The following is a 16,918-nucleotide window of genomic DNA, read 5'->3' as shown; positions in this document are numbered from 1 at the left end:
TATGTTCGGTCTTGATCAATTACCTACCTCCGTCCTACAGGCGGGGGCTATTTTCCTGTCTATCATGATTGAAGCCTTGCCCTTTGTATTGATTGGAGCATTGATTTCTGGCTTTATTGATGTGTTTATCACCCCTGAAAAAGTCCATAAACTCCTTCCCAAGAACAAGTTTCTTGCCATTCTATTTGGAACCTTTATCGGCTTCATTTTCCCGTCTTGCGAATGTGGTATTGTCCCTATTGTCAATCGGCTATTAGAGAAAAAAGTACCTAGTTATACTGCTGTTCCCTTTTTAGTAACGGCTCCTGTGATTAATCCCATCGTCCTTTTTGCAACCTTTACTGCTTTTGGCAATTCCCTACTTTTCGCCTTCTATAGAGCCCTAGGAGCCATCATTGTATCCCTAGTATTGGGAATCATTCTTGGTTTTTTCGTAAAAGGACCCATTCTTAAAGGAAGCAAGTTTGACCAGCACCAGCATGATTATTCAGATAAAACCAGCTGGCAAAAAGTTGGCTTCGCACTTATTCATGCCATCGATGAATTTTTTGATACGGGACGTTACCTAGTCTTTGGTTGTCTCTTTGCCAGTCTCGTACAAGTCTATATTCCAACTGCTGTCCTGACTACCATCGGTCACAGTCCATTAACAGCTATTTTACTGATGATGTTGCTGGCCTTTCTACTTTCCCTATGTTCTGAAGCCGATGCCTTTATTGGTGCATCACTACTATCCAGCTTCGGATTTGCCTCAGTAATGGCTTTCTTAGTTATCGGACCCATGGTGGATGTTAAAAACTTGCTCATGATGAAACATTATTTCAAAGGGAAATTTATAGCCGGTTTTATCATTACTATCACTCTCGTTATTTTGGGATATAGTCTGATACTTGGAGGTGTAGTATGATTCGTTTTTTAATTCTTGCAGGCTATTTTGAGATGACCATGTATCTTTATGTCTCTGGAAAATTAGACCAATACATCAATCTGCACTATAGCTATCTAGCCTATCTATCCATGGTTTTATCTTTCATACTTGCCATCGTACAATTGTATGTCTGGGTAAAAGAAATTCGAGTACATAGCCATTTAAAAAGCAAAATTGCCAAACTATCAAGCATTGGACTATTGCTCATTCCTCTTGCTATAGCCTGGCTCTTTCCTACGGTAAGCCTGGATTCAACAACTGTTGCTGCCAAGGGCTATCATTTCCCACTAGCAGCAGAAAACGATGCTAATACACAAAACCAAGAAGGGACGACTGTTCAGTATCTCAAGCCTGATACTTCTATTTATTTTACGAAATCTGCCTATCAAAACCAGATGCGTGAAATTGCTGATAAATACTTGGCTGAAGAAACCATTGTCGTTACTAATGAAAACTATATGGAAGTGATGGAAGCAATCTACGACTATCCTACGGAATTTTCAGGAAAAACGATTGAAATGACTGGATTTGTCTACAACGACCCTGACAATAGCCAGCAATTTTTCCTTTTCCGCTTTGGTATTATTCACTGCATTGCTGATTCTGGGGTATATGGCTTACTCTCTACGGGGGCTACCACAGAATTTCCTAACAATACTTGGGTAAAAGCTAGAGGAACAATCAAGATTTCCTACCACACATCGTTGAAACAAAATCTCCCAACACTTGAATTACAATCGATGGTTCAGATTGAACAGCCAGATTCCCCGTATGTCTACCGCGTTTTCTAATAAATGGGATTTAAAAATGAATTTTCTGACAATTTATGCTATAATAGTTCTTATACTCAACAGAATAGGAATGAAATTATGTCATCACATGTATTGTTTACCATTTTTGGTGCCAGTGGCGACCTTGCCAAACGCAAACTTTATCCGTCCCTTTTCCGTCTGTATAAGGCTGGACATATCAAAGAAAACTTTGCAGTCATTGGAACGGCCCGCAGACCTTGGACCAAGGAATTTTTTGAGCAAACCGTCATTGAATCACTAGGTGATTTGCCTGACACACCACGTCAAGCTCATGAGTTTGCAAGTCATTTCTACTACCAAAGCCATGATGTCAATGACACGGAACATTATGTAGCTCTTCGGAAATTGCAGGACGACTTGTGTGAAAAATACGATACCCAGCACAACAAGGTCTTCTTCTTATCCATGGCTCCAGAATTTTTCGGAACCATTGCCAAACACCTCAAATCTGAACAAATCGTTGACGGCCAAGGTTTTGAACGCTTGATTATTGAAAAACCTTTCGGAACTAGCCTTGCTACAGCTACCAAACTCAATGATGAATTGGCAGCAGCCTTCAATGAAGACCAAATCTATCGTATCGACCACTATCTAGGCAAGGAAATGGTGCAAAATATCTTTGCGGTTCGCTTTGCCAATATCATTTTTGAGCATATCTGGAACCGCGATTACATTGATAACGTCCAAATTACATTTGCTGAAGCGATTGGTGTTGAGGATCGTGGGGGCTACTACGATCATTCTGGCGCCTTAAAAGACATGGTGCAAAACCATGCCCTTCAAGTTCTTTCCCTTCTAGCAATGGATAAGCCAGCCAGCTTCAAGGAGGAAGATGTCCGCGCTGAGAAAATCAAGGTCTTCCAACACTTGCGTCAGCCTTCTGACGAAGACCTCAAGCGCAACTTCATCCGTGGTCAATATGCAGCAGGTTCCATCGACGGAAAAGACTACGTTAGCTACTTGGATGAACCAAATATTGCCGAAGGTTCTCAGACAGAAACCTTTGCTGGAGGGGTCTTCTTCGTTGATACTGACCGTTTCCGTGATGTTCCTTTCTTCTTCCGTACAGGTAAACGTCTGACAGAAAAGGGCACGCGCGTGACCATCACCTTCAAGCATGCGGAAGATATTTTTGGTCAGCCTTCTGAAGCCAATGTCTTGACCATCTTCATCCAACCAACCGAAGGCTTCATGCTATCTATCAACGGTAAGGAAGTTGGTTCCCACTTTGCTCTTACTCCTGCCAAACTCAACTTCCGCCACAATGCAACTGCTCTTGGAAATTCACCTGAAGCCTACGAAAAACTATTTTACGATGTCCTAAATGGTGATTCTACTAACTTTAGCCATTGGGAAGAAGTGAAAGCAAGCTGGAGCTTGATTGACCGCATTGTTGATTTGTGGACAAGCAACCAAGTCCCACTCCACACCTATCCAGCTGGAACTATGGGACCTGAGGCAGCCTTTGATTTGCTAGAAAGCTACGGTTGCAAGTGGGTCTGGACGCCAGATGTTTGGTATCGTGAACGTGGTTTGTTGAAATAGTCATTTAGTTTATCTTTGATTACTTAGACGTATGAGGAAACTCCGTTTCCTTATTTCCAACTTCAAATAATCTCATCATTATTTGAACTCACTTTGCCGTACTCCACGAAAGTGACTTGCTTCGCATGTCTTATTTCCAACCTAGAACAGCCTCTAGGCTGTTCTAGCAACCTGCACCTCGTTGCCTTGTACTAAAAGCAAACTAAACGACTACATATGAAAACTGGAGCAATCCAGTTTTTTTCGGAGATATTTATGACTGAATTAAACACTATTCTCACCCAACTTGAAGCAGCCAGCCATGCTGGCACCCTCAAGCGTTATGAAAAAATTGGCGAAACTAAGCCCTACTACGGCGTTCCGATGGGAGCTATTTCTGGTATCGCCAAGGCCTATAAAAATCGACTGGACTTGTTTGCTCCACTCTGGCAAACAGATATCCTTGAAGCACAATATTTAGCTATTCAAATTGCCAAAACAAAACCTGACCAGCTGACTTCTACTGCTTTAGAAGCTTGCCTCAATGAACAAGTTTCGGTCAACGTCCTCGATAAGCTGGCTTCCATCATTCTTAGCAAACGAAAAGACAGCAAGAACTGGGAAGAATACTTACTCACTCAAGACCAAGCCATTTTTCAACGCATTGGCTGGTTCCTTCGTGCCAAATATTTTGCTGGAAAAACTGCCTCAAATCAAGAAATTGAAGAGACTCTAGACCATATTCGCCAGCATTTACAGAATGCAGACCCACTTGTCCAATGGACCATGAACCAATGCTTGGTGGAGATTTCCGTTGCTTACCCTGACTATCTAGAACAAGGCCTTGCAATCGGTAAAGAGTTAGCTGTCTATGTGGACATGAAAGTACCAAAAGGCTGTACTTCTGCCTACGCACCAGACTGGATTGAGGCTTTATTGCGGAAAAAATGAAAACACAAAAGTCGCTAGTTCATTGAACTAACGACTTTTTGCTTTTATATTTTCAACTAATCAACCGGCATATATTTTGCGAGGTATTCTTCCACCAGCATCATATACTCTTTATAGACAGCATCGTCATTCTGTAAACCGTGACCCGAATGCTCGGCTGTAAGAAATTGATAGTCAACTCCTTTTTCTTTCAAGGTTTCTTCCAATCGGATTGCTGCTTTATAAGGCTGGACCTTATCCTCCTTGCCATAAAAAACTACACTTGGTACAGTTTCTTCCGTCACCCAATAAACTGCAGAAATTTGGTTGACAATATCCTTGTAGCTACCATCTGCAATCATTTCCTCTGTAATTTCTTGACCAGACATGGAACTGGTAAGCCCTGCAGCAGCCTCAAGATTAGTATCCGCTCCGTAGATGCCCCAATCCTCCATGTAAAAACTAGAAGGTCCAACAGCTCCAAAAGTCAATACTACTGGAACAGGAGCTTCTTTGGCATCTCGATAAGCATAAATCATTGCCAAGGCATGTCCTGCCGAGCCTCCTGCAACTGTCATTTTATCAATGGAGTAACCTTCTTTTTTAGCCGCCTCAATCACATATGGAATACTCTCCTTGATTTCTTGAGCTTGTGATGTTACACTGGCACCATTTGTTTCGGTTGCCAAGGTATAGTTGATGCCAGCTGCTACATAGCCCTTAGAAGCAAGCCATTGCAACATCTGCTGGTCGTCTTTTTTATCGCCACTCGTAAATCCACCCGCATGGAGATAGACAACCAGTCCATAAGATTTTTTACTAGTATCAGCAGGCAAATAAAGGTCAAACTTCTGTGCTTCTTCCTCTCCGTAGGACAAATCAGTCACCATTCTCCCCACCTGGTCAGACCATTCCACCGTATATTCTTTAGCCCAAGCAGGTTTCAAAAAGTTTTTTGAAGCCACACCCGCAAGAAGAGCTATCACAAATACCAGAATTCCGAAGCCCACAAACTTTCTCCTTCTCATAAAAAATTACCTCCCCAAAGTGTTCCACCTAAGAGTAGGTTAAGAAAAATACGGACCAACAAGCGACCAATTAAAAATCCAACAACTGCGATAATCCCTAAGATAAGCCAACGTTTGATTGTCATTTTTACTCCTTGACATTTCAATTTATTTCATTTAAGATGTAACAAGTGTAACATAGTCTATTTTCTAAGTCAATACCACAGGACCACCATGTAACAAAAGGAGGGAGTTTGTAACATGACTGCACAAGATTATATCCAAGAAGCCTTACTGCAACTCATTCAACAAAAGGAGTATGAAAAAATCACCATAACTGACATTGCAAAACGGGCTGGGGTAACCCGAATTAGCTTCTATCGAAATTTTGACAGCAAGGATGCTATATTGGAGCTAGCCTTGAAATCTGCATTCCAAGCCTATCAAACAGAGCATGGAACCGACCTATCCTTCTCGGCACTGTTTGCCTTTTTCCAGCAGAACAAGAGCCTGATTGACTGCCTCTACAAGAGCGAAAAGGAAATTTTTATCGCCCAGCTTCTAACAGACAAGCAAAGCCTTTCTACATTACCGACTGAGGTTGCCTATTCCTATGCCTTTGTCGGCTATTCTATTCTAGGAGCCTGCACTGCTTGGTACCAACGGGGCATGGTGGACACTCCAGAAGAAATTACAAAGATTATGGACCAACACAAAAGTAGCTAACTGTCACAGTTAACTACTTTTTTCATTCTATACCAATCCCTCCAAGAGCCCACGCACGAACTCTTCGGATTTGAATTCTCCGATGTCATCGATTTTCTCACCGAAACCAATCAGCTTGACTGGAATATCCAGTTCCTGACGGATAGCGAGGACGACACCACCTTTTGCTGTACCGTCCAGTTTGGTCAAGACAAGACCTGTCAATGGGGTAATTTTAGCAAATTCCTTGGCTTGACTAAGGGCGTTTTGACCTGTGGAGGCATCAAGTGCTAAGAGGGTTTCATGCGGTGCATCAGGTAGAGTCCGTTTAATAATGCGACCGATTTTTTCCAGCTCTGCCATGAGGTTGTCTTTATTCTGCAAACGACCTGCTGTGTCAATCATGAGAATATCTACGCCTTCTGCCACGGCACGTTTTACCCCGTCAAATACCACACTGGCTGGGTCTGACTTTTCTGGACCTGTGACCACTGGCACATCGACTCGGTGACCCCACTCGACCAGTTGGGCTACCGCACCCGCACGGAAGGTGTCCGCTGCGACCAACATGACCTTCTTACCAGCCTGCTTGTACTTGTAGGCCAACTTACCGATAGAGGTCGTCTTCCCAACGCCGTTGACACCGACAAAGAGCATGACTGTCAAATCATCTTGAAAATTGATTTGCTCACTGAATTGACCATCTTTTTCGTAAATATCCACCAATTTTTCGATGATAACCCGACGGAGTTCATCTGTCTTCTTAGCTTTCTGTAGCTTAGCTTCATAGCGGAGCTCCTCTGTCAGAGTAGAAGCAACTTGCACACCTACGTCTGACAAAATCAGCATTTCTTCCAACTCTTCGAAAAATTCTTCATCAACCGAACGGAAATTGGCAAAGAATTCATTGAGCCTTGCCCCAAAGCCTGTACGGGTCTTTTTCAAGGTCCGCTGGTACTTGTCCTGCTCACTTTCTTGCTCGACTGGAGCAACTTCCTCAACAGGCTCTTCCTTGACCTTGGTTTGAATAGCAGGGTCAAAGCCTTGTTCCTGCGCTTCCTTCACTCGAGCCGCAGCGGCTTCTTTAGCTGCATAATATTGAGCCATCATGTCTAAGGTCCGTTGTTTCTGAGCTTCTTGCTCGGCAGTCAAGTCAGTAGGTGTTGGACTGTCCTGTTCGTGACTAGCTGGCTCTGTTTCAGATATTTCAACGTCCTCGCCAGTAACCAACTGTTCTACTTCAATTTCTTCAACAACTTCTTCTCTAGGCTCTTCTTGAGCCTTTTGTCCAAATAATCGATCAAATAATCCCATATTAGTCCTCATTCAATACATAGTGCTCGATGGCCCAAGCAATGCCATCTTCATCATTGGTTTTTGGCAAAACAAGGTTGGCCGCAGACTTGATTTCATCAGTCGCATTCGCCATGGCAACACCCAAGCCAGCCCATTCAATCATCGAAAGATCATTTCCTTCATCACCACAAGCCATAACTTCTGACTTGTCAATCCCCAGATGTCCAATCAACTTGGCCAAACCATTTGCCTTGTGAACACCTTTTGGACTCCATTCGAGCAAGATATCACGCGATTTGAAAATCTCGAAACGCTCGTGAAGTTCCGCAGGAATTTTTGGAATTTGTCCCTCCAAAAAGTCTGCTGCCACAGCTGAAACTGCCTTATTGTAAACAAAATCTTCTGGCAGTTCCTCATCTGTCACAGGGATTTTATTCAAAAGTGGATTGGCTGTTAGATAGAGAGATTCATGGGCAGCAGGTAGCGAATAGACATCGCCACCATAGAGAATATCCAGTGGCAAGTCCAAATCATTTGTCACACGACGGATAGCACGTACATCTTCAATAGTGAAGCCAACCTTATCCAAAACCCGACCTGTATTTTCCTGGACTAGACCACCGTTAAAGGTGATGGAATACTGGCTTTCACCTAGCAAATCCAATTCTTCTAGAAAAGTACCGATAGCTTGCAAGGGCCGTCCTGTTGTCAGAACTACATAAACTCCACGCTCACGCGCTGCCTGCAAGGCCTTTTTATTGGCTTCTGAAATCCGTTTGTCCGATGTCAGAAGTGTTCCATCCAAATCCAATGCAATCAACTTAATTGCCATTTACTTCCTCCTCTAAATAGGCTAATACTGCTCCATCATTGCAATGACCAATAATAGAATCTGCCTTGGCCTTCACGTCCTCTCTTGCATTTTCTGTCGCAAGAGCCAGACCTGCAAAGTCAAACATATCCAAATCATTTTGATTATCACCAAATGCCACTACATCCTGACCGGTAATTCCAAAATGAGCACAGAGATGGCTCAATCCAACTGATTTATTTGAACCATTTGGAATTATATCAATATTGTCAAAACCAGTTGTCATGGCCGTTACGCCTTCAAATGTATCATTTAACCATCGTCTGGCATCGTCCATTTCCTCAGGAGAAAATTTGGCATTGATTTTTATAATCTCTTCTCGAACTTCTTCAAATGTGTCTACCAATCGAAAATGTGCGTAATAATTCGTCATCGCTTCTAAAAACTGAGGCTCAGCATTTTTTAATAAATAAAAGTTTTCGAGTCCAGACAGCACCATGGAACGACTGCTACCAAAGGGACCTGCATCAATACCCGCGATAATCGGCAGATAAATTTCAGGACTAATTGGTTCATCCATAAAGATAGTCTGCCCCTGATATTCAACGATTGATCCATTTTCTGCCACAAAACCGATTTCATCTACAAAATCTTCAAAAACAAGTTTCAGGCTTTGCATAGATCGCCCACTTGCTGCCACAAATAAATAACCTTTTTCTTTGAACTGATTCAGTATACGACGAAACCGTTCCTTATCAAAACTATGGTCTTCTCGTAAAAAGGTACCATCCATATCACTGGCGTAAATTTTGTTAATCATAATTTCTCCACATCTTTCAGCTTAACGGAAACAATCTTGGACACGCCAGATTCCTGCATGGTCACCCCATACATGGCATCCGCTGCCGCCATGGTCCCTTTACGGTGGGTCACGACGATAAACTGACTCTCCTTATCAAAACGGTTGAGGTAGTCACCAAAACGTTTGACATTGGCCTCATCCAAGGCTGCCTCCACCTCATCGAGAATTACAAAAGGAATGGTCTTAACACGGATAATGGAAAATAGCAGAGCGAGGGCCGAAAGGGCTTTTTCGCCACCTGACATAAGATTGAGAGATTGAATTTTCTTACCCGGAGGTTGAACTGAAATCTCCACACCCGCAGTCAATAGGTCACCTTCTGTCAAAATCAAATCCGCTGAACCACCGCCAAACATTTGTTTGAATGTCTGCTTAAAGCTTTCACGAATAGCTTCAAAAGTAACCTTGAAGCGCTCTTTGACTTCATCATCCATCTCGTGGATAGTATCTAGTAGTAAATCACGCGCCGACAAAATATCTGTCCGTTGCTCATTGAGGAAGGTAAGGCGATTATTAACCTCGTCATACTGCTCAATAGCATCCAAATTGACTGGACCCAAAGCACGAATAGCTCTTTCTAGGTCTTTGAGGCTTTGTTCAGCAACTGCAAGATTCTCAACTTCCTTGGCCTGAGACTGGGCAGCTTCAAAACTCAATTTAAAATGCTCGGTCAAATTACCAAGTAGAGTCCGTAATTTATCGCCCGCTTGCTCACAATCCGCCTCTAACTTAGCCTGCTTACGAATCAAATCATCATTCTTAGTCCGAGCTTGTTGCAATCTTTCTTCCAAGTCTTCAAACTGCCCATCAATATCTTCCAACTCAAACTTTAAGCGAATTAGAATCTGATTGGTCTGGTTTTGCTTATCAAATGCCGCCTGCAATTGTTCTTCAAGAATCTCAATACTAGTATCTTCAAGAGCTTCTAGCTTCTGGTCAATCATATCCTCTAAAAGAGAAATTTCCTTATCTGCAACCACTTTTTCTTCTTGCAAACGTCTCAGATCTGTCTGTTCAAAACGAAGTTGGCTAGTGAGTTCAGCCTGTTCCAAAGTTAGTTGACTCTTCTGAGTCTGTAGTTTCTGCAAGCTTTCTTGAATACTGTCGCGATTATCACGGACTTGATTGATTTGTTGATCCAAGGCTAGTTTTTTCTCATTCAAGGCTTGGACATTTACTTCTTCCTTAGCAGCAGCCTCTTCTAGCTCAGTCAAAATGGTCGGACTAACCTGACTCATTTGCAGGTCATACTGGGCTGATAGCTGAGCCAGTCTATTTTCTGCCTGTTCCTGATGAATCCTTGCGCTCTGCTGGTTCAATCTAGCTTCTTCCCCCTCCGCCTTAATCGTTTCCAAGGCTTCTCTGGTCTGGTCTAAGCTAGTTTTCTTAGCTGCAACCAAGCTTTCTTGCTCCTGCAACTGGCTAGACAGCTCTGCTATTTCTCCTAAAAGAGCATCGAGTTCTGGTTTGATAAAGGTCGTGCTGTTATTTCGATTACTACCACCAGCAAAGGCTCCACCAGGACGGATTTCCGCTCCATCCATGGTCACCATACGCACTTGAAACTTGGTTGCCCGCGCCGCCTGATTGGCATGGTCAATGGTATCAAAAATCGCGATAGTGCCTAGCAAATTTTGGAAAATCGCATCTAAATTTGGCTGATAAGTCACCAAATCACTCGCTAAACCCAAAAATCCATCGGAAGATTCTAGCAAAGAGATTTGCTGTCCAGAAAGCTGACGTGGCTTGATAGTTGTTAGAGGTAAGAAGGTTGCCCGTCCTTGCCGTTTTTCTTTCAAAAATGCGATAGCTCGTTTAGCAGTCGCTTCATCTTCAACGATGACGTTTTGACTAGCACCGCCAAGAGCAATTTCCAAAGCCGTTTGGTAACGAGTATCAAAGGTCAATTGTTCACTGACTGCTCCAATAATTCCTCCTAAGCTTGGTGCCGCCTGTAAGACAGCCTTAACCCCTGCGTAAAAATTGGAATGATTTTTTAAAATAGCTTCCAAACTAGACTGGCGAGCCTGCTTGCCTTTCAACTGATCCAGCAAATCAAACAAGCGACCTTGCTCAGCCTGATAAGCAGTCTGGGTTTGATCCAATTCCGATTTTTTGGTCTGATAGCTCTCAAGTAACTGGCGTAACACGTGATCAGCTTCTTCTAAACTTTTCCGACTCTTATCAAGTACTTCTTGAGCTGTTTGTTTTTCCGTCTGCAAGCGTGCCAAGTCCTCAGATTTACTCTCAGAAAGACTGATTTGATTGGCAATGTCCTGCTGAAGCTTGGTCAAGCGGTTTGAAGCTTCCGCCTCTTCCTGCATGAGCGCAACATACTGCTCACGCAGATGGTCCAAAATCTGATCTGGATCTTCTGAGAAGTAGGAAATTTCCTTATCCACCGCAGCAATATCTTCTTTCAAGCTAGACAAAGAACGCTCCAACTGAGCAATTTTTTCTTGCCTTTGCCCAATCTGTTGTTCCAAACTAGCCCGCTTCACTAGCATGCTTTCCAAACGCTCCTGAGCCTCTTGACGACTGGATTCATTCTGACTGGATTCCAGTTTATGAACCTCAATTTTTCGCTCCAAGTCACTGATTAACTTGGTCAAATCCAGTAAAACAGCCTGTTCACGTTCCATCTGTTCAGATAAACGATGACGCTTTTCTTTCAAGGTCTGGTTTTCCTGTTCCAATTCAGACCGCTGTTGGTAATAGCTGGTCAATTCAGTTTTGACAGATTCTAGTTCAGCTTCTTTTTCCGTTAATTTTTCCTTACCAAGCGTCAACTGAGCCACCAAAACATCCAGGTAAAGTTCTTTGCGTTGCCCATCCAATTCCAAAAATTTCTTGGCTGTTTGAGCCTGCTTCTCCAAGGGTTTAACCTGATTGTCCAACTCGTAAATAATATCATCCAAACGGTCCAAGTTACCTTGAGCCTGTTCTAGCTTACTTTCCGTTTCTTTCTTACGGGTCTTGTATTTTAAGACCCCAGCTGCCTCTTCAAAAATAGCACGGCGTTCCTCTGGCTTGGAATTAAAAATCGCTTCTACCCGCCCTTGAGAAATAATCGAGAATGAATCACGACCCAAGCCAGTGTCCATGAAAAGATCATGAATATCCCGCAAACGAACCTTCTTTCCGTCAATGAGGTATTCACTATCACCAGACCGATAAATGTGGCGTTCTACCTTGATTTCTTTCTCTTTGTGAGCAATAAAACCCGAACTATTATCTAAGGTTACAACAACAGAAGCGTAATTGAGTGGCTTACGGCTTTCCGTTCCTGCAAAGATAACATCTGGCATCTTGCCTCCACGCAGGCTCTTGGCAGAAGATTCCCCCAAGGCCCAACGCAGACTTTCTGTAATATTGGACTTGCCAGAACCATTCGGTCCCACAACGGCCGTCACTCCACGGTCAAAGACCACCCTGGTCTTATCCGCAAAGGACTTAAAGCCCTGCATTTCAATCGATTTTAGATACATACCTATCCTCTAGCCTCCACAGCATTTTTTGCGGCGGCTTGTTCAGCTAATTTCTTAGAGCGACCACGGCCACGACCTATAACTCGGTGATCCGCAGACACCTCCACTTCAAAGGTCTTATCATGGGCAGGTCCTGACTCGGCTACCACACGATAAGTAATGGCGATTTCACCATTGACCTGCAGAATTTCCTGCAAGGCAGTCTTGTAGTCAGTCACGCGCTCGAAGTTCCCTTTTTCCAAGCGAGGAATCATGACCTTATGGATAAATTCCTCCACGGTCTTTTCACCCTTGTCCAATAGCAGAGCTCCTAAGAATGCCTCGAAAGCATCTCCTAAAATAGTATCGCGATTGCGTCCTCCAGACTTCTCTTCCCCCTTACCAAGACGAAGAAACCGATCAAAACCACAAGCACGTGAAAAACCAGCCAAAGACTCCTCACGTACAAAGGTCGAACGCAACTTGGACATCTCACCTTCGGGTCTATCAGGATATTTTTGATAGAGATATTTGGAAATCATCAACTGGAGAACAGCGTCTCCTAAAAATTCCAAGCGCTCATTATGTGAAATTTTTAGAAGGCGATGCTCATTGGCATAAGAAGTATGGGTAAAAGCCGTTTCTAATAAATTCAAATCCGAAAAATCAATCCCAAAATCAGCCAATAATTTTGCATGTAAATCTTTCATCTATATGCTCCTTTCTAACTTAAACGAAATAGATGGTTTACATTTACTCCGTCCTAACATTATACCATATTTTCCACTGGACTTCTCTTGTCAACTAAGTTTCAGCCAGCACCTCTCCACATCTTTTTGCAAACATTTACATATCCAGCCTTTTTCGATAAAATGGAAGAAAAAAGAAGGGAGTTAAGATGCAAAACAAACCAAAACCACTCAACACATCACTACTCTCCCTCCTACAATTCACCGGAGCCATTTTAGTCATCGCCCTCCACTGCCGCAGATTATTTGAAGCAGACCAGCTCCACTTCATCCAAAAATCAATCTTTAGCCGCATGGTCGTTCCCTACTTCATGGTCACAGCCAGCTTCTTCCTCCGACGCAACTACCCCAGCCTCTCCAAACAATACCTCATCCGCTACAGCAAACAATACCTGACCTGGTCCGCCCTCTACCTCCCCTTCTACCTCATCTACCTACACCTCCAGGAAATCCCCCTTTCCTACTATCCCCTCGCTCTCCTAGTCGGACTGACCTACACCGGCACCAGCTACCAACTCTGGTACATGCCCGCTTTCTTGCTTGGCCTTGTCCTCATCCACTATTCCCTAAAGAAATGGGGCTGGCGCGTCACAGTCAGTCTTGCCTGCCTTCTCTATCTCCTAGGATCTGTTGAAACCTACTCCTCCTACCTGGCAGAATCGGTTTTCCTGACCGCATTTGATAACTACAAAAACTTCTTTTTCACCAGCCGCAACGGCCTCTTCTACGCACCGATTTTTGTCCTGACAGGCTTTTATCTAGCCGACAAACTCAATCAACCCATTTTCCAACACCGACAAAAAAACAAACTACTTGTCTGCACAGCCCTTTTAGCCTTTGAAGCCACTATCATCTATCTCAATCAGGGCTACGACAAGAACTTTCTATTTAGCCTGATTCCATTCACAGCCTATCTAGTCGCCTGGACCCTAACCACAGACCTCTTCCGCAAGAAAAAATTTCAATTTCTAAAAGAATACGCCAGCTATTATTATTTTATCCATGTTATCCCAGTGGAAATCAGCTTTTTCTTCCTAGAAACTAGTTCCCTGACCAAAATACAGCAAGGTTGGCTGGTTTTCTTTATCACCATCATCACTTGCCAACTGCTCAGCTGGTTAATCATTAACACTCAAAGAAAATCAAAAACAGACTAGCTCCAACAGTCTGGGAATAGACTGTTGGAGGTCGGAAATTAGACGAACTTGGTTCGTGACCGTAAGATGCAGATAGAACACTGTTCCTTATTATATTTCAAGGGAACAGGCTGAAAAGATCCACTGGACCTTTTCACTCATCAAATCAAGTCAACAACGTCTGATTTTGATTTTCGAAGAATATAAGCACAAAAGAACCTTGTAAGACTTAACTTACAAGGCTTTTTTACAAATCAAAATCCTCTTTCAACTTATCAATCACCTGTTGGAGCAGGTCGCGATTGACACTGTATTTGACATTCTTGTCTTTAGCATTAAAGAGAAGCAGGTCGCCGTTAATCAGTTTCTGGGTGTGGAAAGACACTGCCGCCCCTGTAATAGCCAGGCGTTCTGCAATGTCCTTGCTCTTGGCATGAGGCTTGGTCAGCTCCACCAAGACCTGATAGCGCGTGCTATCGCTGATGACTTTAAGAGCCGTTGTCAAATCATCCAGATCCAGCTCGTCATTTGACAGCATAATCTGATCAATTCGACAGGACGCTAAAAGAGCGACTTTCATATAGTCAAATTGTTCATTGCCATAATAAGCAAACCAATAATTCCACGGACTGAGAACGAAGAAGTGGGCAGTTTCTACACCCAAGCTATCCAAGCTAGTCATGGCTAACTGCTTGGATTCTCTGTAGAGTTGTTCAATGTCAAAATCCCTAGCAAAGGCTTCTCGCTCAACTCTTGCTTGCTCAAAATAGGGCTGATAGATTGGGAGCATCTTATCCAAGAGATGGACAGACCGCTGAACTGTTTCTAAAGGATTGCGAATGGCCAGTGACCAGTACCACTTATCTGCCGGCTTTTTATCCGTTTTTTCCAAGAGTTCCATGAGGCTGAGAGTCTTCTCACGATGTCCGTCATTTTCAGACGCCAACATGGTTCGCATGGCATCTTCTACTTCTTCTTGAGACAGCTTTAAAATCAATTGACAAGCTTCCTCAACTGTCTTTGGATCCTGTCCATCATTCAAGAGATAGAAATAAAGACTATGCAAAATGTTGAAGATATGTCCCCAGATAAAGACTTGATTGACTTCCTGACGAAAATCTGCCAACTTTTCTTCCATCTCATCACGAATGTCCAAGGCATCTTTGAGAATGTCTTTTTCTTTCTGTGAAAAATCCGCCTCAAACGGCTCCTCACGCTCCTTGACAATCAAGGGAATAAAGAACTTTTCAACAATCTCGCTTCTATAATCTCGGTAATCTAATTTCATACGTATACTTTCTAAGCTTTAACAACTACTTCATTTTTAGGCCTACGCCCCACAAGAATAGTATAGCTTACTAGTCCCACAGAAAGCAAGAGGAAGATGAGAGAAATACTTGTCGCAGAAAGCACCGTCACCATAAGAGCAACCAAGGCTTGACCAGCTACCATACCAATCTGGCAGAAAGCATCAATCCCACCACCGACAGTTGCCAATTTATCCTCTGGCAGTTCATTCATAACCAGAGCACTCATTTTCGGGTTGAAAATTCCCAGTGTCACTGCCGTTACGAAGATCACTGCCAGCACCACATAAATATTGTGAAGAAAGAAACCTGAGAAAAGTAAAACAGGCATAAGAGTAGAAAACTTGAGGAGGTTGACCAAGCTAACATTTTTGAAAAGAGCCATACCGATACTTGACCCCAAGATACTACCAACTGAGAAGAGAATGGAAATCAGAGCCACCGTTGTCCCCGCATTGACAATCACAAAGTCTGAAAACTCCTTCATATTAAGAATTGCTAATGGTGAGAGGGCAGTAAAAATCGCATTCAAGCTTGCAATGGTAATGATTGACGCTTTAAGAACAGGAATATTCTGCACGGCTTGGTAGGAATCTTTGATACTCTGACCAATTCCCTTGATAAGTCCTGCTTCTGTTTCGGTTTGTTCAACTTCTTGGATAGGACTCTCTTTCAACAACTTGGCAAAAGCTGGACGGAGGGTTGCCATGATGGCAAGGCTGACCAAGAAGGTCCCTGCATTGAAGAAGGCGAGATTCTGGTAAGACATAAATCCGATCAGGATGGCACCACTGGCTTGAAAGGCGATCTGCAAGAGATTTTTAACAGTCATTTTAAAAGCCATAGCTGTTTCACGGTCTTCAGCAGCCACAACCCGCAAGCTGACTGGCATATAGAGACCGTTTTCGTATTGACCAGCAAGGTCAGACAGGAAGTTGATGACGCAGACCACTGCCACAACCCACAGGGCTGGGGTAAATCCCATGAGGAAACCAACCAAGGTATACAAACCAACACGAACCAGTAGGGTCGCTAGGATGGTATCCAATTTGTTTTTGGTCTTATCTGCCCAGATTCCGATGAAGAGGCCTGCCAAAATCGGCAAGGTTTCAGAAGCGGTAATCATGGCCAGAGCAAATTTGGTATCTGGTAGAAGCAATACATAGTTCATCAGGGCTAGATAGTAAAGCGTATCGCCAAAGTTGGAAATCAAGTCCGCTACAAAGCTGGACAGGAACAATTTATTGTTGACTAGTTTTTTCATAAGAAACTCCTTTTAATAAAATTAAATATTTGTTTAATCTTATTTTACACTTTATTTTAATAAAGTCAATATTTAATTTTATAAAAATTAAATATTTTTTAAACACTTGTTTAATTTTTC

The 16,918-nt window shown here is 43.0% G+C and carries 15 protein-coding genes; 6 read left to right on the top strand and 9 right to left on the bottom strand.

Features of this window, described 5'->3' with window-relative positions; translation table 11 throughout:
• The first annotated feature begins 1 nt into the window (after nt 1).
• The 4 genes from P7J58_RS00335 to P7J58_RS00320 all read left to right on the top strand — a co-directional run bounded on the left by P7J58_RS00335 (nt 2) and on the right by P7J58_RS00320 (nt 4,215).
• Nucleotides 2-907 carry a permease gene (locus P7J58_RS00335; protein WP_029185884.1) on the top strand — a complete coding sequence of 302 codons (906 nt, stop codon included), beginning with the start codon at nt 2-4 and terminating at the stop codon, nt 905-907.
• Nucleotides 904-1,719: a TIGR03943 family putative permease subunit gene (locus P7J58_RS00330; RefSeq protein WP_408554227.1), complete on the top strand. Its 816-nt coding sequence runs from the start codon at nt 904-906 to the stop codon at nt 1,717-1,719. The genes P7J58_RS00335 and P7J58_RS00330 overlap by 4 nt, the downstream gene beginning before the upstream one ends.
• Nucleotides 1,720-1,797: 78 nt before the next feature.
• Nucleotides 1,798-3,285, top strand: a complete 1,488-nt coding sequence (zwf, locus tag P7J58_RS00325; RefSeq protein WP_408555342.1) for a glucose-6-phosphate dehydrogenase — start codon at nt 1,798-1,800, stop codon at nt 3,283-3,285.
• Between the two features lie 255 nt (nt 3,286-3,540).
• Nucleotides 3,541-4,215: a DNA alkylation repair protein gene (locus tag P7J58_RS00320; protein WP_408555343.1), complete on the top strand. Its 675-nt coding sequence runs from the start codon at nt 3,541-3,543 to the stop codon at nt 4,213-4,215.
• Between the two features lie 56 nt (nt 4,216-4,271).
• On the opposite strand, the gene P7J58_RS00315 is transcribed toward P7J58_RS00320, so the two are convergent.
• Together P7J58_RS00315 and P7J58_RS00310 are read right to left on the bottom strand one after the other, a co-directional pair.
• A complete protein-coding gene (locus tag P7J58_RS00315) occupies nt 4,272-5,204 on the bottom strand; it encodes an alpha/beta hydrolase fold domain-containing protein (RefSeq protein WP_408572530.1) in 933 nt (310 codons plus the stop codon).
• 14 nt (nt 5,205-5,218) lie between these two features.
• Nucleotides 5,219-5,347: a hypothetical protein gene (locus P7J58_RS00310; protein WP_257211351.1), complete on the bottom strand. Its 129-nt coding sequence runs from the start codon at nt 5,345-5,347 to the stop codon at nt 5,219-5,221.
• Nucleotides 5,348-5,462: 115 nt separating this feature from the next.
• Here P7J58_RS00310 and P7J58_RS00305 point away from each other — a divergent pair, with 115 nt between their 5' ends.
• Entirely contained in the window at nt 5,463-5,927 is a 465-nt protein-coding gene (locus tag P7J58_RS00305; RefSeq protein WP_099809861.1) for a TetR/AcrR family transcriptional regulator, read from the top strand.
• A gap of 27 nt (nt 5,928-5,954) precedes the next feature.
• Here the strand turns inward: P7J58_RS00305 and ftsY are convergent, their stop codons facing one another.
• From ftsY to rnc, 5 genes are read right to left on the bottom strand one after another with little or no spacing between them, the layout of a single operon-like run.
• Complete coding sequence (gene ftsY / locus P7J58_RS00300) at nt 5,955-7,220, bottom strand: signal recognition particle-docking protein FtsY (RefSeq protein ID WP_408555344.1); 1,266 nt, start codon at nt 7,218-7,220, stop codon at nt 5,955-5,957.
• 1 nt (nt 7,221) lies between these two features.
• A complete protein-coding gene (locus tag P7J58_RS00295) occupies nt 7,222-8,034 on the bottom strand; it encodes a Cof-type HAD-IIB family hydrolase (protein ID WP_408555345.1) in 813 nt (270 codons plus the stop codon).
• The gene (locus P7J58_RS00290; protein WP_408555346.1) at nt 8,024-8,833 is read right to left on the bottom strand and encodes a Cof-type HAD-IIB family hydrolase; all 810 of its coding nucleotides are present in this window, start codon (nt 8,831-8,833) and stop codon (nt 8,024-8,026) included. The genes P7J58_RS00295 and P7J58_RS00290 overlap by 11 nt, the downstream gene beginning before the upstream one ends.
• Nucleotides 8,830-12,363, bottom strand: a complete 3,534-nt coding sequence (smc, locus tag P7J58_RS00285; RefSeq protein WP_408555347.1) for a chromosome segregation protein SMC — start codon at nt 12,361-12,363, stop codon at nt 8,830-8,832. The genes P7J58_RS00290 and smc overlap by 4 nt, the downstream gene beginning before the upstream one ends.
• A 2-nt stretch (nt 12,364-12,365) precedes the next feature.
• On the bottom strand, nt 12,366-13,052 hold the full coding sequence (rnc, locus tag P7J58_RS00280; protein ID WP_408555348.1) for a ribonuclease III: 687 nt from the start codon (nt 13,050-13,052) through the stop codon (nt 12,366-12,368).
• 188 nt (nt 13,053-13,240) lie between these two features.
• On the opposite strand from rnc, the gene P7J58_RS00275 reads away from it, so the two are divergent.
• Nucleotides 13,241-14,248 (top strand): acyltransferase family protein, encoded by a 1,008-nt coding sequence (locus P7J58_RS00275; RefSeq protein ID WP_408555349.1) that lies wholly within the window; start codon nt 13,241-13,243, stop codon nt 14,246-14,248.
• A 226-nt stretch (nt 14,249-14,474) separates the two neighbouring features.
• Here the strand turns inward: P7J58_RS00275 and P7J58_RS00270 are convergent, their stop codons facing one another.
• Both P7J58_RS00270 and P7J58_RS00265 read right to left on the bottom strand, forming a co-directional pair.
• The gene (locus P7J58_RS00270) at nt 14,475-15,515 is read right to left on the bottom strand and encodes an ArsR/SmtB family transcription factor (RefSeq protein ID WP_408555350.1); all 1,041 of its coding nucleotides are present in this window, start codon (nt 15,513-15,515) and stop codon (nt 14,475-14,477) included.
• Between the two features lie 11 nt (nt 15,516-15,526).
• Nucleotides 15,527-16,798: an MFS transporter gene (locus P7J58_RS00265; protein WP_408542353.1), complete on the bottom strand. Its 1,272-nt coding sequence runs from the start codon at nt 16,796-16,798 to the stop codon at nt 15,527-15,529.
• Between the last annotated feature and the right edge of the window lie 120 nt (nt 16,799-16,918).

The organism is Streptococcus suis (genome assembly GCF_046032535.1).
GTDB lineage: Bacteria > Bacillota > Bacilli > Lactobacillales > Streptococcaceae > Streptococcus > Streptococcus suis_AK.
Note: the sequence above shows the minus strand (reverse complement) of the source record. Positions and strands in the feature narration are given on the sequence as shown.